Annotated in this window: 20 protein-coding genes and 1 riboswitch; of the genes, 1 reads left to right on the top strand and 19 read right to left on the bottom strand. The window is 37.6% G+C overall.

Annotated features, from left to right (window positions below; all coding sequences use genetic code 11):
* From LKL37_RS17090 to LKL37_RS17005, 18 genes are all read right to left on the bottom strand, one after another.
* A complete protein-coding gene (locus tag LKL37_RS17090; RefSeq protein ID WP_431611700.1) occupies positions 1–1,194 on the bottom strand; it encodes a cell surface protein in 1,194 nt (397 codons plus the stop codon).
* A 14-nt stretch (positions 1,195–1,208) separates the two neighbouring features.
* Positions 1,209–2,342, bottom strand: a complete 1,134-nt coding sequence (locus LKL37_RS17085; RefSeq protein ID WP_431611699.1) for a YncE family protein — start codon at positions 2,340–2,342, stop codon at positions 1,209–1,211.
* Entirely contained in the window at positions 2,339–4,372 is a 2,034-nt protein-coding gene (locus LKL37_RS17080; RefSeq protein WP_431611698.1) for a TonB-dependent receptor plug domain-containing protein, read from the bottom strand. Before LKL37_RS17080 ends, LKL37_RS17085 begins: the two co-directional genes overlap by 4 nt.
* Positions 4,373–4,481: 109 nt before the next feature.
* Positions 4,482–4,667, bottom strand: a riboswitch (cobalamin riboswitch).
* Positions 4,668–4,759: 92 nt separating this feature from the next.
* The gene (locus tag LKL37_RS17075) at positions 4,760–5,707 is read right to left on the bottom strand and encodes a transporter (RefSeq protein ID WP_431611697.1); all 948 of its coding nucleotides are present in this window, start codon (positions 5,705–5,707) and stop codon (positions 4,760–4,762) included.
* Between the two features lie 12 nt (positions 5,708–5,719).
* Positions 5,720–6,769 carry a cytochrome-c peroxidase gene (locus LKL37_RS17070; protein ID WP_431611696.1) on the bottom strand — a complete coding sequence of 350 codons (1,050 nt, stop codon included), beginning with the start codon at positions 6,767–6,769 and terminating at the stop codon, positions 5,720–5,722.
* Positions 6,762–7,592 (bottom strand): MbnP family protein, encoded by an 831-nt coding sequence (locus LKL37_RS17065; RefSeq protein WP_431611695.1) that lies wholly within the window; start codon positions 7,590–7,592, stop codon positions 6,762–6,764. The genes LKL37_RS17070 and LKL37_RS17065 overlap by 8 nt, the downstream gene beginning before the upstream one ends.
* Before the next feature lie 198 nt (positions 7,593–7,790).
* On the bottom strand, positions 7,791–8,159 hold the full coding sequence (locus LKL37_RS17060; RefSeq protein WP_431611694.1) for a hypothetical protein: 369 nt from the start codon (positions 8,157–8,159) through the stop codon (positions 7,791–7,793).
* Between the two features lie 4 nt (positions 8,160–8,163).
* A complete protein-coding gene (locus LKL37_RS17055) occupies positions 8,164–8,838 on the bottom strand; it encodes a superoxide dismutase (protein WP_414845965.1) in 675 nt (224 codons plus the stop codon).
* Between the two features lie 65 nt (positions 8,839–8,903).
* Positions 8,904–9,581 (bottom strand): SCO family protein, encoded by a 678-nt coding sequence (locus tag LKL37_RS17050; RefSeq protein WP_431611693.1) that lies wholly within the window; start codon positions 9,579–9,581, stop codon positions 8,904–8,906.
* Entirely contained in the window at positions 9,568–9,843 is a 276-nt protein-coding gene (locus LKL37_RS17045; RefSeq protein ID WP_431611692.1) for a YHS domain-containing protein, read from the bottom strand. The genes LKL37_RS17050 and LKL37_RS17045 overlap by 14 nt, the downstream gene beginning before the upstream one ends.
* Before the next feature lie 176 nt (positions 9,844–10,019).
* On the bottom strand, positions 10,020–10,382 hold the full coding sequence (locus LKL37_RS17040; RefSeq protein ID WP_431611691.1) for a hypothetical protein: 363 nt from the start codon (positions 10,380–10,382) through the stop codon (positions 10,020–10,022).
* A gap of 583 nt (positions 10,383–10,965) precedes the next feature.
* Entirely contained in the window at positions 10,966–12,948 is a 1,983-nt protein-coding gene (locus LKL37_RS17035; protein ID WP_431611690.1) for a heavy metal translocating P-type ATPase, read from the bottom strand.
* A 45-nt stretch (positions 12,949–12,993) separates the two neighbouring features.
* Positions 12,994–13,413, bottom strand: a complete 420-nt coding sequence (locus LKL37_RS17030) for a Fur family transcriptional regulator (RefSeq protein ID WP_121486359.1) — start codon at positions 13,411–13,413, stop codon at positions 12,994–12,996.
* A gap of 17 nt (positions 13,414–13,430) precedes the next feature.
* Positions 13,431–14,327, bottom strand: coding sequence for a cation diffusion facilitator family transporter (locus LKL37_RS17025; RefSeq protein WP_431611689.1), 897 nt, complete (start codon positions 14,325–14,327; stop codon positions 13,431–13,433).
* A 16-nt stretch (positions 14,328–14,343) separates the two neighbouring features.
* A complete protein-coding gene (locus LKL37_RS17020) occupies positions 14,344–15,225 on the bottom strand; it encodes a bestrophin family protein (RefSeq protein WP_431611688.1) in 882 nt (293 codons plus the stop codon).
* 133 nt (positions 15,226–15,358) lie between these two features.
* On the bottom strand, positions 15,359–16,588 hold the full coding sequence (locus LKL37_RS17015) for an efflux RND transporter periplasmic adaptor subunit (protein WP_431611821.1): 1,230 nt from the start codon (positions 16,586–16,588) through the stop codon (positions 15,359–15,361).
* Between the two features lie 82 nt (positions 16,589–16,670).
* Positions 16,671–21,032 carry a CusA/CzcA family heavy metal efflux RND transporter gene (locus LKL37_RS17010; RefSeq protein WP_431611687.1) on the bottom strand — a complete coding sequence of 1,454 codons (4,362 nt, stop codon included), beginning with the start codon at positions 21,030–21,032 and terminating at the stop codon, positions 16,671–16,673.
* A 148-nt stretch (positions 21,033–21,180) separates the two neighbouring features.
* Positions 21,181–21,504 carry a DUF6660 family protein gene (locus LKL37_RS17005; RefSeq protein WP_431611686.1) on the bottom strand — a complete coding sequence of 108 codons (324 nt, stop codon included), beginning with the start codon at positions 21,502–21,504 and terminating at the stop codon, positions 21,181–21,183.
* Between the two features lie 165 nt (positions 21,505–21,669).
* On the opposite strand from LKL37_RS17005, the gene LKL37_RS17000 reads away from it, so the two are divergent.
* Positions 21,670–22,140, top strand: a complete 471-nt coding sequence (locus LKL37_RS17000; RefSeq protein ID WP_431611685.1) for a hypothetical protein — start codon at positions 21,670–21,672, stop codon at positions 22,138–22,140.
* A 457-nt stretch (positions 22,141–22,597) separates the two neighbouring features.
* Here LKL37_RS17000 and LKL37_RS16995 read toward each other — a convergent pair whose 3' ends face one another.
* Positions 22,598–24,091, bottom strand: a complete 1,494-nt coding sequence (locus LKL37_RS16995; protein ID WP_431611684.1) for a RagB/SusD family nutrient uptake outer membrane protein — start codon at positions 24,089–24,091, stop codon at positions 22,598–22,600.
* Between the last annotated feature and the right edge of the window lie 10 nt (positions 24,092–24,101).

Below are 24,101 nucleotides of genomic sequence, written 5' to 3'. Positions count from 1 at the left end.
TTATTTGAAATGTAAATCGTAAGCTCCCGCTACTTCTGTAGAAACTTCTCCCAGCCAGCCAGCTTCCTGATTGACTCCCGTATATATTTTCATAAAATCGACTCCGGGAAGCTTCACATATTTTCCGCTTCTGTCTACCGCCCATGAAATATCAATGTTGGAGGCTGCATCTGTATTCGGAGCATTATCTGCATAGCCAAACTCGTAGGATTTCCCTACCCAATAGGATCCGTCCCCGCTCTGATCGAAGAAATTATTCGCCAGTCTGGTTCCTGAAAAGCTGTATGAAGGATCTGTAAACCATAAAGGATAATAACTTTGTACATGGAAAGTATTTTTTGTTTTGAATCCCTGATTTCCCAGATTATCACTCCACTTGATATATTCTACATCAGTCTGCCAGAATTCAGTTCCGGGTACAGGTATTTTATTTTCGTTAGGTTTATAATAAGTGATGCTGTAATCTTTTACTGTGGTATTTTTAAAATATTCACTGCCTGCAATTTCGTACCATTCGTCATTGTCCGGTTTTCCGTTTTTGTTTCGGTCGTAGGCTACCATAATAATTCCCGGCTCACAAGATCCTGAGCGTTGATCAGCAGCATCATTTCCAAAGAATGCATTTCCCAGTACTTTAAAATCACGCCCATTCAGATTGGGAATGGTATGATCAAAACCGAAAACTACGTATCCGCCATAACCTCCCAAACTGATCATGGTAGAATTTCCTCCCACCAAAGATTCATTAGCTTTCTGAAGCATATTTGCAGCTGTATTTCCCGGCAAATATTCCGGAATTTCGTTCATAAACTGTCCTACAGCAGGGCGGAACTCTAATACTTTGGAAATATATTTACTGTAAGGTGTTTTTTCCTTGGTAACGATTATTTTAGAATGAAAAACCTGCTCGTTTCCTTTATTATTAATTTTTAAAGTCAAAGGATAAGCATCTGCCTTTGGACTAATAAATTCTAGTTCTGAATTTTGAGAAATAATGGAATCATTAATACTCCAGATAACCGACCCTGAAGCATGAGTAGGAATGCTCAGAACTTTGAAACGCTCAATGGTATAGGAATCATCAAGACCATTAAATGTAAATTCATCTTCATCGTCATGTTTACAAGCTATCACTCCTACGAGGAAGCATGATAAAATTCCGATTTTTAAATAAGTAAAGGTATTTCTGTTCATTTCTTTAAGTTTGGTTATTTGTATAAAAAAGCGAAATGAGCAGGGATATTCCCGCCTTCCGTTTTCCATTTAAAGTGTCCGTTTTTATCAAAGCAATAGACAAACCCCATGGATACGTAATTTCTGGCGTCTGTCATATAGATATCTTCTGTGATCGGATTTACTGCAATTCCGTAAGGTGTTTTAATGGCATCTTCATATTCTTTATCAAAAATTCTGTTGGCAATGATCTGTTCTGTTTTTACATCAATGATTCCAAAACTCTTTTTATAGCTGTGGGTATTGTAATTGAATTCATTTCCGTAGAAATAAAGTTTATCATTCACAATGGTCATTTCGCTCACGGAGAGATTGAAATTTTTCTTCACAGTTCCGGTAGCTGCATCTATTAAATACAAACTGGAAGGAACGTTATAATAATCTCCTCTTGAGGTTACATAAAGATCACCGTAATTGTCTTTTTTAAGGTGGTGAAGATTAATGGCAACATCTATTTTTTTGAGTTCTGTAAAAGTGTTCAGATCAATGACGGAAACTGTATTGTCATAATCGGGAGCTTTGTATCCTCCGGAATTGGCTACAAATAGGTTATTTCCAACAACTTCCATTTCTTCCGGCTGGTATCCTACTACCACTTCACGCTGAATGGAAAGAGAAGTGGTATCAATCTCCACTACTTTTCCTTTCGGTGCTTTGGGGTTAATAGCTACAGGCCCGGCATAGCTGCTGGCATAAGCTTTCCCGTCTTTGAAGGCAAGATATCTGCAATTTTGCAGCGGAATAGAGGTAATACGCTTAGCTGTTTTGGCATCCAGCACTTCAATTTTATTGGAAACATTCACAACAATATAGAGTTTGCTTCCGTAGACTTTGATATCATTTCCTACATCTCCCAGTTCTTTTACCACATTGGGGTTAATTTCTGCGTAGATATTCCGGTAATAGGTTCCTTTGGTATAATCAAAAAAATCCAGCGTACATTTATTGCTCCCCATATTCCCTTCATTGAGCATATAAAAGCCTTTTATAGCCGTATTTTCTGAGGGAAGACCTTCTACCACTTCCTGACGGACAATAATGTCATCTGTACGGCATGAAGTAAGAAAAGCTAATACAATAAATAAAAAATAAAAGTTTAGTTTTCTCATAGGGTGAAGTTTAGAATAAGTTTAAAATTTCTTCCTGGCATCGGATAATTGATGACCACATCATAGTATTGATTGAAAATATTATTCATCTCAAGGCTTACTTTAAATTGATGACTCGCCCAATTGAATTTTTTCTGAACAGACAGATCGTGAGTATACCAGGGCTGAACATAATTGTATTGAATATTATCCTGATTCACGTCATATCTTTCTCCTACGTACATTGCACTGTAATTGAAACTCCAGTCTTTATAATCCGCCATCAGGGTGAATGATCCGCTGTGCCATGGTGTATAAGGAATCTGATTGCGATAGAAAGTATCCTCCGGATCACTCATATCTCTGGCACTTTGATAAGTATAGGAAAGCAATGGTCTTAGCTTTACTTGTCCCAGCTGTAATTCAGTCTGAAGATTTACATCGGCTCCTATGATTTCAACCATTCCAAGGTTCATCATCAGCCAGCGGAACATGCTTCCGTTAGGAGCCGCTACAATTTTATCCTGAACTTTGTTATAATAGCCGTCTGCTTTAGCATAAAAGCTTTTAAAGAAACCATTTTTATAATTCTTCTGATAGGTAAATCCTACATCATACTGATTGGTGAATTCCGGTTTCAGGTAAGTATTTCCGATATTGGTATAATACAAATCATTGAAGGTTGGAAGTCGGAAAATTCTTTTATAAAATGCTCTAAGGGTAAGTTCGGGAATAATTTCCGGCTGATAGCTCATAAATACAGCAGGTGTCCATTCTCTGGCATCTCCCGGTCTTTTGTTTTTCCTTACTTCTTCAAAAGTAAAGGTCCCTAAAAGGCTTCCCAGAATTTTGAACCTGTTCCACTGATACGTTGTTGCCAATGCTACCAATGTTGTGTAACGGGTAGGATAAGAAAAATTATCCAGATTGGCGTCCAGATTATTGTACTGAAAATCTCCACTCAGGCTGACATCCCAATTGGGCGTGATTGAATAGATATTGGATGAAGAAAGGTAAAGCTCTCGCTGGATATAGGTGTTATCGGTATAAATAATAGATTGTGAACGAACCGTATCCATGAAATGAGTATAATCGTAAGCGAATTTTGCTTTCAGCTGTGTTTCAAATTTGGGAAACAGCTTTTTTCTCAGATTAGCCTGCACAAAATAATTTTCATCGGAAAGTCTCGCTCCTCTTCCTCCAAAACGACCATTCACAATAGGAGCCGGCATTCCACGGTTTGAAATATAACCATAACCACGGATGTTCCAGCTTCCGTTATTTAAAGTTCCATTTAAAGAAGTTTCAAAACGTTTTGCCCGAATGTCTGAATCCTGTCTCTTTGCGATGGTATCATAAGCCTGTTGTCCATCAGGATATTTCTTGGCATATCGAAATCTGTAAATTCCGTCACTCTGCATAAATTCTCCACTGAAGCTGGCAGAAACCCGGTCTGAAATCTTCTGTTCCAATCGGAATGAAGGATTGAAAAGATCAATTGAAGCACTTTTTGCTCTTATAACAAGATTGGTTTTCCTATTTCCTTTAAATACCGGAGTTTTAGGCTGTAAATAGATAGATCCGGAAGACCCGAAGTCTTTTGCCGGCTGAAAGATTTCACTTTTCTGGCCGTTATACAATGATATTTCTTCCAGATCGTCCAAAGAATATCTTCCCAGATCTACCAGCCCGTTTTGGGCATTCCCCAGTTGAATTCCATCATAAAAAACACCTACATGCTGGCTTCCCATACTTCGGATATTAATGGTTTTCAAACCGCCCAATCCTCCATAGTCTTTGATCTGAACACCTGAAAAATACCGCAGTGCATCTGCAACAGATTGGCTGTTCAGTCTTTCCAGCTGCTCTCCCTCTAGGGTTTGTGCCGGAAGGATCTCTTTAAAATTCTTTTTGTAGAGACTGATTGCCTTAATGGATTCTTCCTTCAGAGTATCATTCTTCTTTTTTTGAGAATATAAAAGTTGAGATGTGATCACCAATATAGTGAAAACAGTTTTTTGAATTGCAGAAGTAGTTAGTTTTGCCGCCATTAGCTCATTTAGTATCATGAAGACGCTAATGGATGTAAGAATACAACGACAAAGCACAGCTGTCACTGCACAGAATCATTGATGTCCTAAGCTTTATTCCACGAAAGCGTCAAACGATTATTTTCTGGCAGGTCTTCTGACTTACTCCATTTTTGAAATCCTTCCCATTAAAAAAACAGTGGATATATTCTTCAAAAACTTTGGTGCGGAGCTTACAGCAGCGGGTCTGTTCCGGATTTTCACCGGATTCCCTTTTAAGAGCTTTTTAGGGCTCACCAAATTTCGGCAAAGATAAATAATAATTCCTAATCCCCAATTAAAATCATGATTCATAAACAATTAAAGCTCCCGAAGGAGCTTTAACCTGATTTTATCAAGGGTTTTGCTTTAAATTCCAATATTCAGGAAAATACTAAACCTTGATTTTGCTTCAATATCTCCTCCTGCAAGATGCGTGTACATGGGAAGCATGATCTCACTTCCAAGACTCAGCTTTTTATAAGAAGCTTCAAATCCCAGCTTTCCGTACAAAGCACTTCCTGCAGTATTGGGCAGGGCTTCATCAAATTGTTTGTTCTGTGCATAAACCTCTCCCTGAACTCCGGTCTTTACAGAAAAAATGGATTTTTCATTTCCTGCAATTTGATAAAAACCCGTTGCAGCATAGTTCCATTGGTTTCCAAAGCGGTAATTCTTCTTATTCTCTGTTTTGATGGTATAGTCTGTATTGACCAATACTGCGACTTTGTTTTTCTGAAATTTATAATTCAAAGCGGCCTGATAATCCCAGCTTCCGGTTCCCAACTGAAAACTCGGATTGACCCCGGAGACTCCTTTTTCATCAAATTTTCCAAGCGGAATTTTTACACCCAAACCTCCGCTCAGATGATGGAAATTATCTTTAGAACTCATCAGCTGGTAAATTCCCATTAGGTTCAGATCCCCTATTCCATTAATCTTAATATCTCCCTGCATTGTTTTCTTTTCATGGAAATGGAAGGGCAGACTTGCATATACACTGAGTTTTTTAGTCAGCGGAATTTTTCCCCAAAGCTGTAAAGTATTGAAATACTGATCCTGCGTAAGGTCTTTCACAAATAAGTTTTCTTTGGCTTTGTAATGCTGAGCAAAGTATTTGATTCCTACAAATTGTGGATTCAATAAAGACTCAAAGCCGGAAGATCCGTTTCCTGCCGCACAGCCACAGGCATCACAATCATCATCAAAATCGAATCTGCTAAAGGTTTGCGGAGCACTATAAGCACTGTCTCTAATGGTCTTTGCCTGATACTGGTTAAACAGGATCAAACTTACTATCACTATAATCTTCTTCATGTTTTCTATAAATTATTCTGCAAATTTTGGATTGGATATAAAACTTTTATCCGATAATGTTTTCAGGAATGCAATAATCGACTGTTTTTCCTGACTGTTCATGGCAATTCCCACATGACCGTTCTGTTTCAGCTGAGGATCAAGATTGGCATTATCTTCCACCTGATCTGAATAGAAATTGAGTACCGCTTCTAAAGTGTAAAATCTACCGTCATGCATATAAGGTGCTGTATATTCTACGTTTCTCAGACTGGGAACACGAAATTTCATCCAGTCTACCTGATTAAGGGAAACTCTGTAACGTCCTGCATCCTTGAATTCTGTATTGTAATACATTCCCGTGTTTCTGAAACTCTCATCAGTAAACAGTTCTCCACTATGACAGGAGGCACATTTCTGTCCAAACAAAGCCATTCCTTGAGATTCTGTTGAAGTTAGCTGCTCTTTTCCTTGCTTAAATCTGTCATATTTTGAATCTGCAGAAATTAAAGAAGCCATAAACTGCGACAATGCTTTCAGAATTCTTTCTCCGGTAATGGTTTCATCCCCATAGGCTTCTCTGAAAAGTTTTTTATACTTCTGATCGTCTTTTATCTTTGAAATAGCTTCCGGTATGGAACTGTCCATTTCATTGATATCTGTAATCGGACTGATAGGCTGTTCATTAAGATTATGAATCACTCCGTCCCACATATACCTTTTCAAAAAAGCCATATTCTGAATAGGTGGTGCATTCCTGATTCCGATTCTATCGTCAACACCATGACTTACTGTGTGACCATGATGGGTAAAAGCATTTTCCTGAATATGACAGAAACCACATGAAATGGTATTATTCCTTGAAAGTCTGCCTTCATAGAATAATTTTCGTCCCAACTCTACCCCATTTTTGGTCACAGGATTAACTGATTTGTCAAAAGTCATTTCCGGGAAATAAGAAGGAAACTGCAGGTTATACGCTTCATCTTTTTCCAGTGGCTGTATGACCTCATCAGAACAGGAAATACAACTCAACAGAAATACAAGCAGAACCAGTATCGTTTTAACAAAAAAATTAATCATTGTGAACGTGATCTACTTTAAACATTTTTGTGAGATTGTTGGTAACGTCTACCAGGTGTTGGTTCGAACCCATCAGCATATCATTACCGGTGGCAAGAGTAAGCGCCTTATCTCCGCTCAAAAACTGGTTCAGGTCTGCAAGAATATGAACAGAAGGTCGAATCTGACTTGTCACTCTTGCTGTTGTCGGAAGATTCAATGTGATTTCGCGGTATAAATCAGCCTGTTGATTAGCTGTAACATTTCCCATATTTCCGGTATGATTCATGAATTCCTTTGAAGGAGCATCATTTCCGTATTTTCCTTCCAGTTTTACAAAAACATAACCGGCAGCCCATGACCATGACATTCCCTTCTGCTTGGCTTTTGTCCAGAATTCAGCCTGTCCGTCTTGTCCTAATAGGTAGGCTTTCTGACTGACACCTAATCCGAATTTTATTTTCTTGTAATTGTTTTTCGGAACACCATCCAGATTAAGGTATATAATTCCGGCTACAGCATCTGCCTGATCCACAATAAAAGCACCTTTATCAGGGTTGTTTTCATTGTATTTAAATTCGTTTCCATTTTCGTCTATCAATGAAATGTTGCTGATGACATATTTCAAAGCAGAAAAATTATGTTTCTGTCCGTTAGAAGATGTTTGAGTTGTTTGATTCAAGACAATATCTCCTACATTATTAAATCCGTTTTCAAATTTGATCTGAAGTTTTCCGGGTGTGGTATCCTGTGGATTTTCGTCATCCCTGCTGCTTTCGCAGGCTACAAAAGAGAATAAAGTAAAGGCAATAAAGAATAGTGATAAAAATTTATAAATTTTCATTGTTGATTTTTTAAGTTGAATACAATTTGAATGTGTTATTTTGAATGTGAAAACATTCTTTTTTTACCACAAAAGGCACAAAAATTTTTTACACTTAAATTCTTTTTAAGTGACAGGTTTTATGTCTGATAAGAACACTTAAGCTTTTAATTCATCTAAGCTTTTGTGACTTTTATGGTTGAATAGTGATGGTATAACTTAAAAAACCGGTGGTTTGAAAATGTGGGTAAGAAACAGAAAAGAATAGGCTGTTTCATAAGTAAAATTGAAATTGAAAAAAGACTGTTTTTCAGTAGTATTGATCTCTGTGGTTTCAGGCAGAATATACGTATCAAGGATTTTCTGTCCTGAGTTTTTGAGTTTCTGAAAGGGTGAAGATTCCGAATCATTGGTTTTGGCCAGTTCTTTACTCAGATAACATTTTCCGTTACAGTGAATCTCCGGTCTGCTTTTATTAATACAGAGAACTTTTACGATATAATCATAATTTACAGCATACTCTACCAAGGGCACTAAAGGTCGTAGCACCATATAAAAGGTAAAAAGTATGCTGTAAAATAATTTCATCAGACTATTTCTTGCTTATCGCTTCGTCATATCTTCTGCTGATCTCTTTCCAGTTGGTAACGTTCCAGATCGCGGTCAAATAATCTGCTCTTTTATTCTGATATTTTAAATAATAAGCATGTTCCCATACATCAATTCCGAAGATAGGAGTTCCTTTCTCTTCCACTACATCCATCAAAGGATTATCCTGGTTAGGAGTAGAAGAAACGAATAGTTTTCCGTTTTTATCTACAGAAAGCCATGCCCATCCTGATCCGAAACGGTCTGCTCCGGCTTTAGCCATTTTTTCTTTAAAAGCATCTATGCTTCCGAAAGTTTCAGTGATGGCTTTTGCTAATTTTGCTGAAGGCTGTGTATTTTTCTGAGGTGTAAGAACGGTCCAGAACAATTCATGATTGTAATGTCCTCCTGCATTATTCCTTACTGCAGCTGGTAGTTTTGAAACATTAGAAAGAATCTGAAACAAAGTTTCTTTTTCCTGTGGAGTTCCTGTAATGGCTTTATTCAGGTTAGCTACATAGGCTGCAGCATGTTTTGAATAATGAATTTCCATCGTTTGGGCATCAATATTTCCTTCCAATGCATTATAAGCATATGGCAGAGGTGTCTGCTTAAACTGAGCCAGTGCAAACTGGGCCGCGAAAACTGCACTTAGAGCAGCTATTTTCAAAATCTTCATAACGTTTTTGTTTATGGTTTAACAATGTTTTCTTCTTAAGCTGGGAGATGGAGGCTGGAAGTAATCTATTTCAATAATTTCTTAATATCCTCAATCAGAATTTCTCTATCCGGATGGTATTTCCCGTTTAATCTTGGGTTTTTCCCTTCCGGATCATCGTAATTTAATCCTGAATAATACAGAATGGGCATATTTTCTTTATTGTATCTGCATCGGATATTTCCGTCCTGATCTACCAGAGCAATCATTCCGCTGTGGTTCAGGCTTTCTCCTTCATCTTCTTTGTCGCCAACATAGATATTAAATTTATCAGCAAGATCGCCAATATAGGTTCGATCTCCGGTCAGGAAATGCCAGTCCGGAGATTTTGCGCCTATTCTTTGAGCATGTTCTTTCAATGCTGCAGAAGTATCATTTTCAGGATCAATGCTGATGGAGATAATACCAAAATTAGGGTCATTGATCTGATTCTGAATAGCCTTCATGTTAGTATTCATCACAGGACATATTGTAGGACATTTGCTGAAGAAAAATTCTACGAGATATACCTTTCCTAACATATCCTTATTGGTGATCTTTTTACTGTTCTGATCGGTGAGTTCAAAATCAGGAACTTTCATCACGGTGTAAAGGTTCTTTTTAAAATAGCCCATTCCCACACCTATTCCAAGGAAAAGCAACGCAAATAAAGCGATAGGTATGATCACTTTACTTTTATTATTGGACTTTTTATTTTTGGGCATATTTTTCAGGGCTTTTTTTGAATTCAAGTTTGCAGGATACACTGCAAAAACCATACGTTTTATTTTTATATACAGCGGTATCTCTAATAGATCCTGTAGTTTTCATGTGACAAATTGGGTCTTCTTCATTCACCACCTGTACATTTTCTACATTCTTTCCAGAGGAGTCCATATGGCTTGCATGCCTTACCTGAGGGACTTCCTTGGCACACGACAGTAATGATATTGACAGCAGAGCGGTCAAAATAATAAGGGATTTCATTTTAATGTTAAATTGAAATTAATAATGTTAAATAAAATTATGACACAATGTACAAGTCTGAGAAAACACGGAATTCCTCAATGTATTTTAACTGCATAATGTATCTTTGATGACTTATCTATAAAAGCTTTAAACTCTTTTATCTCATAAACTAAAAACATAGTTTACAATAAAAATTAAGCCAATGGAGGATGGAATATCCTTGAAAAGTATTCTGAAGAGTGAGAATTAAAGTAACTGGAATCAGGAATTTCAGAAAGCGATTCCGGGCTCACATGAGAGGAGAAAGAAAGGATATCATGAGAAATAAAAACATCTAAGCCTGCAATCTTTATGGTTTGAGAGCTATTGGACTGCTTTTCTGTTTTTGCCAGTTCTTTTTCCACGTAGCATTTTCCTTTACATGTGGATTGTGGTACGTTTCTATTCTCACAAAGGTTTTTCACAATATAATCATAGTTCACTGCATAATTTACCAATGGCAAAACGGGACGTATTGCAACGGTAAAAATGATGAATATGGAAATGAATAACCTCAATGATTTTGTTCTCTGTTACAAATATACTACTTCAAAACTGTTTTCCGGATGATTTATGATGAATGTCATTATGCTTGTTTACTGTTACCTACAAAAATTACAAAACTGTGCCTGTTACCAGTATAATTTTATCCCGAACTTTGATTGAAAATTAAGATCTAATTAAAAAATTTAGTTCTTTATATCAAATTTAATCTTGTTGATAAAAGCTTTGCTCATGTTTTTGGCAGAGCTTTTTTTATGTTTTGTTGGATAAACGCAAAGACGCAAGTTTTTTTAACGTTTATTGTTTTAAGGCGCAAGGATTTTATCTCCGATAAAATTTAATACTGCTAATAATGAGCCTGATCATTGAATTCCTACAGAATGACAAGCTGTGTGTATCATTTTTATACTAATTGTATTTGTCAGTCATAGTTTATATGGAAAGTAAAGACTGTCCCTTTCTCACTCCGTAGGAGTCTCAGCTGCATAATATGGATCTCAATGGAATGGCTGGCACGATGTATTATTAAACAAAAGCCCTACTGAAGTTCAGCCGGGCTTTATTGAATATAATTTAGTTGTGTTTGTTATTTGCTTTTTAAAATTTCATTCTCTGAATTCTTACTGCATTTAAAATAGCCAGCAACGCTACTCCTACATCGGCAAATACGGCTTCCCACATGGTTGCCAGTCCTCCCGCTCCCAAGACCAGAACAACAGCTTTTACAGCGAAAGCAAGAATGATATTCTGCCAAACTATCTTTTTCGTTTGTTTTCCGATATTGATGGCCATTGGAATCTTACTTGGTTTGTCATCCTGAATCACGACATCTGCTGTTTCAATGGTGGCATCACTTCCTAAGCCTCCCATTGCAATTCCTACATCACTTAAAGCCACTACAGGAGCATCATTTACTCCGTCTCCTACGAAAGCTACGGTTTGGTTTCTTCCTTTAATCTCTTTAACTTTATTGACTTTATCTTCAGGCAGCAAGTCTCCGAATGCATTGTCAATACCCAGCTGATCTGCTACATATTTCACAACAGTACTTTTATCACCGCTCAGCATTGTAGCTTTTACATTCATTTTATGAAGGTTATCTACGGTTTGTTTTGCATCTTCTTTTATACTGTCTGCAATGGTGATATAGCCTGCAAACTTTCTATCATAAGCTACCGCAATTACCGTATAAACGATGTTAGCCGGGTTAAGATCATAACTGATATTAAATTTATCCATCAGTTTAAAGTTTCCAACCAGAAGTTCTTTTCCGTTAATCGTTGCTTTTAATCCATGACCTGCAATTTCTTCTACATTTTCTAAAGGAATGTTGTGATTGATATCTCCTGCATAATTGTGAATAGCTGTTGCCACCGGATGGGTACTTTTACTTTCCAGGACATTGACCATCTGAAGGATTTCTTCTTTATTAAATTCAGCGCTCATGCTTACTTCCTGAACTTTGAATACACCTTCCGTCATGGTTCCGGTTTTATCCATCACTACATTCTGAATCTCTGCAATGCTGTCCAGGAAATTACTTCCTTTGAATAAAATTCCGTTTCGGCTTGCTGCACCAATTCCCCCGAAATATCCTAATGGAATTGAGATCACAAGGGCACAAGGACAGGAAATTACCAGGAATATCAACGCTCTGTACAGCCAGTCTCTGAACTGATAGTCGTTCACAAAGAAATACGGAAGCAAACAGATTCCTATAGCAAGAAATACAACGATAGGGGTGTATACTTTTGCAAATTTTCTGATGAACAATTCTGTAGGTGCTTTTTGAGCCGTGGCATTCTGAACCAGTTCCAGAATTTTGCTCAGTTTACTGTCTTCATAGGCCGTATTTACTTTTACCAAAGCAATACTGTTCATATTGATCATCCCCGCAAGAACAACTTCGCCTTTATTTTTGGTATCAGGCTTACTTTCTCCTGTTAAAGCTGCGGTGTTGAATGAAGCTGAATCTGAAAGCAGTTCTCCATCCAGCGCCAGTTTCTCACCGGGTTTCAGTTGAATGATGTCTCCAATTTTAGCTTCTTTGGCTTTCATTGTCTTTGGCTGATTATTTTCCATAACCGTTACCTCATCAGGACGCTGATCCAATAATGCTTTTATGTTTCCTTTGGCTCGGGTAACCGCCATAGACTGGAATACTTCCCCTACGGCATAAAACAGCATTACAGCTACTCCTTCAGGGTATTCTCCAATGGCAAAGGCACCAATGGTTGCGATACTCATCAGAAAAAATTCCGAAAATACATCTCCTTTGATGATGCTTTTATAGGCGTCCTTTAATACAGGAAATCCTACAGGAATATAAGCTGCCAGGAACCATACCAGACGTACCCAGCCTGTAAACCATGCGGGTTTTATATAGTTGTCAAAGGCAATTCCTATTAATAAGACAACAAAGGATATAATAGCAGGAAGAAACATCTGGAAGATCGTCTGATCTCCTGAGTCGTGAGAGTGATCATGTCCGTCATGGTCATGTCCGTCTCCTTCTGAATGATTATGTTTATGCCCTTTTGTATCGGGTTTTTCGGGGGTTGTACTACAGCATTTTTCCATAACTGAATATTTTTATACAAATGTAAAGATGAGACTGATGCAATGCTATTGCAAATTTTCAAGACAGTTTTCGCAGATTCCTTTGGCAAACAATCGTATTTCGTCAATCCTGAAATTAGTCTGAATGTTTTCCGGAAAGGAAATATCTTCTTTACAGGTTGTTTGCTTGCATATTTTACAGTAGAAATGCAGATGCCAGTCTTTGTGTGTTTTTTCATCACAATCGTCTTCGCATAGTTTATATTTTGTGGTTGTATTTTCCTGAATGCTGTGAACAATTCCTTTTTCTTCAAAGGTTTTCAATGTTCTGTAGATGGTAATTCTGTCAGCATTATCAAAATGATTTTCTATTTCAGAAAGGGATAATGCTGCTTCCTGAGAGCTTAAGAAATCATATACCAAGATCCTCATACTGGTAGGTTTGGTATTTTTATCAATGAGTTTGTGTTCTATATCTTTTTTCATTGTACGCTTTTAAATTTTTACAGATGAACTTCATTTTCTTCATAACCTTCCTCTTCTATCTGAAAAGTGGTATGACTGATTTTAAAATTAGTAATCGTAGTATTTGTCAATACAGTTAATAATTGATTCTGAGAATAGCCTGCATCTTTCACCACATGAGCACTCATTGCATTAACACTGGATGTCAGTGACCATACATGCAGATCATGTACTTCTTTCACTCCGGGAGTTTGCTCCAATGATTGACGAAGGGCATGAATATCCACATCTTTGGGTGTTCCTTCCAACAAAACATTGATGGCTTCTTTCAACAGTCTCCATGTTCTTGGAAAGATTAATAATCCGATGGCAGCTGAGATTAACGGGTCGGCATAGTACCAGCCTGTTGTAAGCATAATCACTCCGGCAATCATAACTCCTACAGAGGTAAGCATATCTGAGAGGACTTCAAAATAGGCGCCTTTCATATTGAGACTGCCTTCTGAATCTTTTCTGAGAATCATCATTCCAACAATATTGACAATCAATCCGATTCCTGCTACAATCAGCATTGATTTACTTTGTACTTCGGGTGGATTTTGAAAACGCCGGTAGGCTTCAAACAAAACATAGATCGAAATGGCCAGTAAAACCACTGCATTGATTACAGCTGCTAATATTTCTGTCCGATAATAACCAAATGTTCTGGAAGGATCTGCTTTTCTTTCTCCTATTTTAATGGCAATAAATGCCAATAACAATCCTACAACGTCTGTCAGCATATGGGCTGCATCAGCTAATAGCGCAAGACTGTTGGTCACTATTCCTCCTATTACCTCAGCAATGAGATAGGTTCCGCTAAGGCAGAGTACGATCAGGAGGTTCTTTTTATGTCTGCTTCCCGCAGAAACGGTTTGTGTTGGTGTACTTTCCATATTGTGTATGGTTTAATTACATTTCATAATAGGATGTATTTTCTTTTTTAAGGGGAACATTCTGCTCACCGATCATCTGTCTGATATTGATCTCTATGGTCTGTGCCAGGGAAGTCATCGGAGTATCTACAGGGCCATTTTCAAACGGATCCTGCATGATGATGGATGTTTTTTCAATGGCAATGAATGTCACCGGAACCAGGAAAGTGATTGCAATTTCTACCAACAGCTGTGAATCATCAAGTCCAAACGGAAGGATAGCTGCAAAAACATAGATCAAAATATGAACTAAAACACTGTAAGAACGTGGGAAAACCGTATTCTTCAGTCTTTCACATTTTCCCATGCTGTCGCAGAGCCTTGTGATGATATCATTGAGCTGCATTTGTTGGAAATCGGTCAGCCCTTTGGAGGCTGCAATTTCTTTCAGCTGTCTGGAGTGTTCGTCCAGAATTGCATTGGGAATATTGGCTCCTTTGATCTGATGTTGATCCAAATATTGCTGAACTTTTTCAGAAAACGGCAGTTTTCTCAAAGATTCTCCAAGTGCATACGTCCAGATCATTTGTCTTTCGGCAAACTCTTTTATTGTTTTGTCTTCTCCTGCCGGCATAAACTGTATAATCAACCTTACAAAAGTCCGGGAATCATTTACAATTGCCCCCCAAACAGTTCTGGCTTCCCACCATCTTTCATAGGACTGGGACGTACGGAATGCCAGCAGCAATGATACTGCTGTTCCTAACAATGCCGGAATATTCAAGGGCAGTGATATTTTGCGAAACCACGGCAATTCGTCCAAAAGACCAATGGCTATAGCAAATATTCCGATAAACAGAATTTGTTTTTTTATTTCACGGATGAAATACCAGACTGATATTTTTTTGTTTAATAACATAATCGGGTTATTTATTAAAATTCGGTGAGGTTAGCTTTAGTTTCTTCCAACCGTTTTTATTCAATAAAAAATTACGTAAACAGTTCTAATTTAAGGATAAAAATCGACATTTTACTGGTTCCAGTGGCTTTCATTAATGTTCATGTTCTCCTGAATTCACCAGTTTTGCATTCACGAAAAATGCTCCTTTCACTACTATTTTTGCATTGTCAGGAATATTCCCTACCGGAGTGATTGCGGTATATCCCATATCAGATGTTCCTTTCACTATTTCTATTTTCTCAAAGTTTAAGGTTTTCGGATGTGGTTTGCTTTTTTCTTCATGTTCTTCTTCCGCTTTTTTATCGGTCTGAACAAATACAAAATATTTCCCGTCTGCTTCAACAATAGCTTCTGTAGGAACTGCCGGGGTTGTACTTTTATCAAGGCTTACAATTCCGGTGATATTCATTCCGTCAATCAGTCCGGATTTATTTCCGATCACTTCGCAGTGCATGGAAATGGTTTTACTTTCGTTTTCAAAAGAAGATCCTATGCTGTAAATTCTTGCATCATATTCGGTTTCCGGATTGTTGGTCAGTTTAAAATGAACAACCTGCCCTACTCTCATTTTAGGAAGGTCTTTTTCAAATACCTGGAGATCGAGGTGAATGGAACCGTTATCAATCACCGTTGCAACGGGAGAGGAAATATCCACATAACTTCCGATCTGTGCAGTGATACCGCTGATTGTCCCGCTGATGGGTGCTGTGATCACCAAACCGGATTTCATATTTCCATTGCTTACTTTTCCCGGGCTTATTCCCATCATCTGAAGCTGTTTCAACAGAGAAGCTCTTTTTGTTCTTAAGGTTTTCAGCTCAGCATCGGCACTCTGGAGGTTCTTCTTCGCTCCTGCATCATTATCAAAAAGCTCTCTCTGTCTTTTGTACTCCTGTTCTGCGTAGGTTATTCTGCTATTGGTAGTCAGATAATCTTCCTGAAGCTGGATGTATTCCGGGTTGGCAATCGTGGCAATCACCTGTCCTTTTTTTACGATGCTTCCTACCTGAATATTGATGGTTTTGATGATTCCTCCATACAGGGAAGTGATGGTTGCTTTGTTGCTGTTCGGTACGCTCAGTAAACCATTGGCTTTTATAGTAGAAGTCAGCTCTTTCATTTCTACGGTTCCCAAAGCAACGCCTACAGACTTCATCTGCTCTTCTGTGAGTGAAGCTATCGTTTGTGGAGCTTCTTCATGTGCCTGCTCTTTCTGTTCTGTTTTTTCAGGAGCTTTTTCTTCCGAAGCTTCTTTTTTTCCACAGCTTGTTAGTAAGATTGAGATCAGGATAAGAGGGATGATATTATATTTGAGTTTCATAAGTAAAAATGTATTTTGTCTGATGCTGTGTGCCTTCATTTTCATTGATCTGGCAGAAAGTTTTATTAACAGTGATTTCATATTATTTGTTTATGATTGAATTAATAGTAACTACAGATTGATTCACCTGCTGGATAGATTCCAGGTATTTTAACTGGATATTCGTTGCAGTCTGCAGGGCAAAAAGATATTCCACATAAGAAATCTCTCCTGTTTTATATCCTAGCTGAGCTGCATTTACAATTTTCTCTGCATTAGGAAGTGCCTGACCTGTATAGTAATCATATTGCTGCAAATCTTGCTGATACTGGCTGAAAGCGTTTTCCAACTGGGCAGAAAGCTGTTTTTTCTGCATTTTCGCATTAGTTTCAGCAACCTGTTTTTCATATTCCAATGCCTGAATTCTTGCTTTTGTGGCACCAAATGTTAATGGAATAGACACTCCTACTGTTGCCGACTGAAAACGTTTTCCTGAGTTATAAAAATTCTCCTGTCCGTTGATGGTATGAAGGCCTATCAAAGACTGGTTGGTATATCCTAAACTGAAATCAGGCAGTCCGAGGGACTTTTCAACTTTCTTATTTTTTTCAGCAATTTCCATTTCCTGATAAAAAGCTTTCACAGTCGGGTTGTTGGCAACCACAGCACTATCGAGTACATTTTCTGCTTTTAAAGGTGCATAATCTTTATTAAACGGAACTTCAAGATCTTCTGACGTGTTCATCAAAGTCTTTAAATTCTTGTAAGCGTTGTTCAGAAAGACTTCATTTTGTCTGAGCAGCAGATCAATTTCCCCTTTCTGAGTTTCTGCAGTACTGATTTCAATCTTTTTGATATCCCCTGCTTTGAATCTTACGGTTGCTATTCTGATAAATTCTTCATAGTATTTATCCAGGCTGGTCAGCTGTGCTTTATTATACTGAAGATATTCAATCTGGTAATAGTAAGTACGAACCTGTTTTATCAGTTCATTGGCTGTAATTTCCTTATCAATCTGCTTGCTTTTAATATTCTCATTGATTAAGTCTTTTCTTGCTTTAAACAATGTAGGAAAAGGAATACTTTGTGAAATGGCAAACGACTGGTCAAACCTTGGACTGTTGTATTGCCCAAGCTGTGCTGTAACCCCTAACTTAGGAAGTTCTTTTGCAGTTGGTCTTAATGCTTCAGCAGATTTAATGCTTAAATCTTTAGACTGCAGGGTTAAATTATTGTTCACCGCCTGTTCTACCGCCTGTTCTACAGAAATCGGTCTGGACTGTGCTTTAAAAGTTTGTCCCAGCATCATCAATCCCACAACAAGAACGGCAATAATGGTTCCTGTAGTATTATTTTTTCTTTTCAAAATCTTTGTGTTAAAAATGATATACAGCATCGGCAAAACAAATAGTGTAAGGAATGTTGCGGTTACCAGACCACCAATTACCACTGTCGCCAAAGGTTTCTGTACTTCTGCTCCGGCTCCGGTGGAAATAGCCATTGGTAAAAATCCTAATGAAGCTACTGTAGCAGTCATTAACACAGGTCTTAATCTCGTTTTTGTTCCTTCAAATACTCTTTTCAGAATATCCGTTTCGCCGTCTTTTTCTAACTGGTTGAATGTGCCTATCAAAACAATTCCGTTAAGAACCGCTACTCCAAAAAGGGCAATAAATCCGATCCCGGCACTGATACTGAAAGGCATATCTCTTACTAAAAGTGCAAATACACCACCGATGGCACTCATAGGAATCGCTGTAAAAATCAATGCGGCCTGTTTGAATGAGCGGAAGGTGAAATACAACAGCATAAAAATCAGAAGCAATGATACCGGAACAGCAATCATCAAACGTTTGCTCGCTTCCTGAAGGTTTTCAAACTGTCCTCCGTAGGTAAAATAGTATCCGGAAGGAAGTTTCACTTTATCCAGTTTTGCCTGAATATCTTTTACTACACTTTCCACATCACGACCTTTTACGTTGAAGCCAATAACAATTCTTCTTTTTCCCTGCTCACGGCTGATCTGTGCCGGTCCCAATTTGTAACTTATATTAGCCACCTGTGATAATGGAATTTGTGCTCCGGTAGCAGAAGTGATCATCAGGTTATTCACATCTGAAATATCCGTTCTGTGAAGACTATCCAGGCGAACAACCAAATCAAAACGTCTTTCATTTTCAAAAACCTGTCCGGCTGCTTTCCCTGCAAAGGCTGTGCTTACTGCATTGTTGACATCTTCGATATTCAATCCATAATTGGCAATTCTCGTTCTGTCATACTGAACATTGATCTGCGGAAGACCACTCACTCTTTCAATCTGAGGTGCTGTCGCTCCATCTACGGTCTGAATGATTTTCCCAACCTTATTTGCATATATTGCAAGAGAATCAAGGTTTTCTCCGAAAATCTTTACGGCAACATCCTGTCTGATTCCTGTCATCAACTCATTAAAGCGCATCTGAATAGGCTGGTTTTTCTCAAAGAACACTCCAGGAATTGTTTCCAGTTTTTCACTGATCTCATCGGCGAGTTCATTGTAGGACTTCTTGGTTTTCCATTCGCTTTGTGGTTTCAATACTACAATCATATCAGTTGCTTCAGGTGGCATTGGATCTGTAGGAACCTCAGCGGAACCGGTTTTCCCAACGACCATTTTCACCTCATCAAACTGTTTGATAATTCTTGATGCCTGCATGGAGGTTTCTATACTCTGGCTGAGTGAGCTTCCCTGTGGTAAAATACAGTGGAAAGCAAAATCTCCCTCCTGCAGCTGCGGAATAAATTCACCGCCCATATTTTTAAAAATAAAAGCAGAAATAAGGAACACTACAGCCGTTGCAGAAACTATTATATATTTTACTTTGATCGCTTTTTGTAATAATGGCTGATACACCTTTTGCAGGCTGTTCATCATTTTATCAGAGAAGGTTTCTTTGTGGGATATTTTCTTAGATAAAAAGAGGGCGCTCATCATCGGAATATACGTCAATGACAGAATCAATGCTCCAAGAATGGCGAATCCTACTGTTTTAGCCATTGGGGTAAACATTTTTCCTTCTACCCCCGCCAGTGTAAGAATTGGAATATATACGATAAGGATGATAATTTCTCCGAAAGCTGCACTGCTTCTGATCTTTGATGCAGAAAGAAATACTTCCTGATCCATTTCAGATTGTGTCAATGCACGGGTAGATTTCCTTATTCCTAAATGATGCAGGGTAGCCTCAACAATAATTACGGCACCATCTACAATCAACCCGAAATCTATTGCTCCAAGACTCATCAGGTTGGCACTCACTCCGAAAACATTCATCATTCCCAGAGCAAACAGTAAGGAAAGCGGAATTGCTGAAGCTACGATAAGTCCGGCTCTCAGGTTTCCTAAGAAAATAACGAGAACAAAAATAACGATCAGAGCTCCTTCGATGAGGTTTTTCTGTACAGTATTGATGGCTCTGTCTACAAGGTCTGTCCTGTCCAGAAACGGCTCTATAATGACATCATTGGGAAGAGATTTCTGAATAGTTGGAATTTTAGCTTTGATATTATTAACAACTTCATTACTGTTGGCTCCTTTCAGCATCATCACTACTCCACCTACGGCATCTACTTTTCCGTCATAGGTTAATGCTCCGTAACGAACGGCACTTCCTAAACGAACATCAGCAACATCTTTTATAAAAATCGGAACGCTTCCGGTTTCATTTTTAACCGCAATGTTTTTGATATCTTCCAAAGAGGTAACCAAGCCAATTCCACGGATAAAATACGCATTGGGTTTTTTATCAATATAAGCTCCTCCTGTATTCTGATTGTTTTTTTCAAGGGCTGTAAATATTTCAGTGATGCTTGTTCCCATTGCTTTTAAACGGTTGGGATCAATAGCAACTTCATATTGTTTTAATTCGCCTCCAAAACTGTTGATTTCCGCAACACCCGGAGTTCCGTTCAGCTGTCTTCGCACGATCCAGTCCTGCATGGTGCGGAGTTCTTTCGCATTGTATTTCTTCTCGCTTCCTTTTTTAGGGTGAAGAATATACTGATAGACTTCTCCAAGACCTGTACTTACAGGAGCCAGCTCAGGAGTTCCTACTCCTTTGGGAATTTCTTCCACGGCATTTTTCAGCTGTTCATTAATGAGCTGTCTCGCAAAGTAAACATCTACATTTTCTTTGAACACCACTGTAATTACAGAAAGTCCGAATCTTGAAATACTTCTTGTTTCCTGAATATCGGGAACATTGGCTATGCTCTGTTCAATAGGAAAGGTAACCAGCTGTTCCACTTCCTGTCCTGCCAATGTAGGACATACGGTAATGATCTGTACCTGATTGTTGGTAATATCCGGTACAGCATCTATTGGCAATCTGGTAGCACTCCACGTTCCCCAGATAATCAGCACCAGAGTCATCAAACCAATGATAACTTTATTTTTGATACTGAATTTTATGATTTTATCTAACACGATTGATATTTAATTTTTATTGAAAATAAATGCTCACAGCATTACAATGCTGCAGCAAAAATATCCTGAAAACCTCTGCAATGGTATTGCAAAGTTTCAAGCACAGTTTAAAATCAGAAAGCAAAGGCTTTCTAAAAGTCAATAAAAATTAAATCTTAGGAGGCTGCCAGATAGGATCATAAATCTGGTAAGCAAAGTCGTTTTTGTGGAATAAGATCTTCTTTGAAAAATAAGCAGGAATCTGCTCAGGAATCTCCAATAAAGGATCCATTTTAAATGCTGAAACTGTCATCTGACAGCAGCTGCATGCACACAATGGAGAACAGATATCTCCTTTTTCTCCAGAATGAACACCATGAATACTTAATGAGATCTTATTACCTCCTGAATTCAGAGGATGGGACGTATCTTCACATGGCATCAATGAGAGTGCCATGAAATAAATTGCCAGTATCCATCTTAAGAGGTTCATTGCTACAAAGGTAGAGATTTTTTCTAAAATGAATTATTCTATTAAGTATTTAACTAACATTCTTTATGTAAAAACCTATTCACAAATATATACCAAGGTCTTTATCATAAAAATAAAATTCATATCATTGAAAATAAAAATAACTCAATATCAAAAAGGGCACATATGAAAAATAATCACTTTTTTATCACCTTTTATTTGCTGATTATCATTAGTCTGATATCATGTAATAAGCAAAATACAATAAACCAGAATTCATCATTCATTTATAAAGATTTGACTGATACCTATGATTCAAAAACAGGTTTGTTTACAAGAAATTATGATTCTGATTCGACTACGATAAAAGTCAATTTAACCAGAGAAGAAAAAGAAAAAATTCTGAAAACTTTTTCAGAAAACAGCTTTGAAAGTCTTCCTTCTACAATTGATTGTTCTAGATGGGGATATAATCCTAAAATCTATGACAGATTGAGTCTGAACAACATTAATGTAGAATATATTCACAATACTGAAGAGGGATGGTTCTGCTATAATGGAAAAAAATTCGACAGAATTAATAAAATTATACAGGATATTATCTTCAACAAAAATGAAGTGAAACAACTGAAGCCTTCCACTATAGCATATGAATAAAAAAACTGATTGTGGTTAAATATATTTTATTATTTTCTATACTGTGTACAACTATTAGCTGTGTAACAAGTAATTTCAGTAGTTACAAGTCTGACGATAACTTAGCTCAAATTAATGGCTATTATAAGATTCAGGAACCGAATGGCAAAATAAATTATATAAAGATAGGTATTCATACTATTTATAATAGGAAAAACAACCATTCTCTCTATATTGCTTTTAAAAACAAAACGATGGATAGCTCAACTATTAGATCCATTTATTTCGGAAAAGTTGACAAATCTCAAAATGATAAAGTCTATTTTAAGAAGATCAGTGGAGAAAAAATGGGAGATACAGTCTATGTAAATCTATCAGATAAGATCTACACATTTTATTATCAATAAAGTCTTAAATAATAAAAAAGCCACCGCAAAAGCAGTGGCTAAAAATCAAATCTAATTATAAGTATGTCCCCTTATAAGTTCGGGTTGTTTTCAGATTCTCTTTGTGGAATACTGAATAAATAATAATTACTGTTGGGTGTGAAAGCCGATTTATCCGGAAAATCAAGAACAGAATGTCCTTTACCGTCTACGGTTTTTACAGTTCCATCCGGTGTAGTGATCTGTACTTTTATCGGTTTACCATCGGCATCTACAAACGGTTTTCTTACCACTGTTCCCTGCGTTCTGATAATATCTGAAAGAGAAAATCCTTCTCCAAATAATTCTTTTCTTCTTTCAATCAAAATAGCATCTACTACTGCATTCTGTGATAATGAACCATTGTAAACATTAGCATTTCTGGCAGATTTTAATTGATTCAGAACAGCAACTGCCTGAGGAACATTTCCGGTTCTGGCTTCAGCTTCAGCTTCAATCAGATACATTTCTGCAGCTCTCATGTAGACAATATCTGCAATAAGGGTTGGTTTAAATTTAAACTTAGCATATCTCAGCAATCCCTCTCTTCCTTTCTGCCCGTCCCATGAAAACAGCTGAGATCTGATATCATTAGCATCGAAAAGGTCTTTAAAATAAGGATCAGCCATAAAACTGTAATAAAAACTTCCTGATGAAGAAACATCCAGATAATGGAACGCATAACTTTCATCAGACTGTTCCTGAGTTTGTGCATGCCCCCAGATCCATTCAACATTGTTGATGTCATTAAAGCCATCTTTATATTTTTCCGGAGCCATCAGTGGAGAACCTTCTCTCGCAATTTTTGCAGAAGCTGCTGCTTTGCTCCATTCTCCTGTATTTAAGTAAGTTCTTGCTAAAAGTCCGTTCACTACAGAACGGTTGATTTTATCTTTATTGTTTCTTGTATAATTTTTCAACAGATTATCGGCATCGGTAAGATCACTTTTAATCAAAGTATAGATTTCCTCAAGGCTCGATCTCTTTTTTCCTACAGTGCTTGTTGTGGAAGGTTCAGTATAAATAGGAGCTGTCAGCGCTGACTTGTCTTTCAGGTAGCTGAACTGGTAAAAACTCGCCAGATTCAGATAACAGAAAGCACGCAATGCTTTGGCCTGTCCTTTCACCTGATTCTTTTTCTCCTGACTTCCTTCTGTTCCATCAATTCTTGTAATCACATTATTCATATTGTTGATGGTAGAATATAACATTGTCCAGATAAACAACGGACGGCTAGCCGTACTGTTCACCATTTCTGTGAAAGCATACGTAGACCCGAAACCATATTTATTAGTCAATACGGCCACATCACTTCCCATGGCATCACTGGCTCTTAGAACAGTAGAATAACCAATATTGGCATACGTTGTTCCGTCATTATTAAATTTTGCCCAGGTACCATTCACAACTGTTTCTGCACTTTCTGCTGTTTTGAAAACCTCCACACTGTTAGCCTGATCTGTCGGTGCAGTATCCAGATCATTTTCACAGCTTGTCAGCAACAAAAAACTGATGAGTGCAAACGATATATATTTTAATTTTTTCATTGTTTCAATT

Source organism: Chryseobacterium sp. 'Rf worker isolate 10', assembly GCF_050753305.1.
GTDB lineage: Bacteria > Bacteroidota > Bacteroidia > Flavobacteriales > Weeksellaceae > Chryseobacterium.
This window is presented reverse-complemented; position numbering and strand designations above follow the sequence as displayed.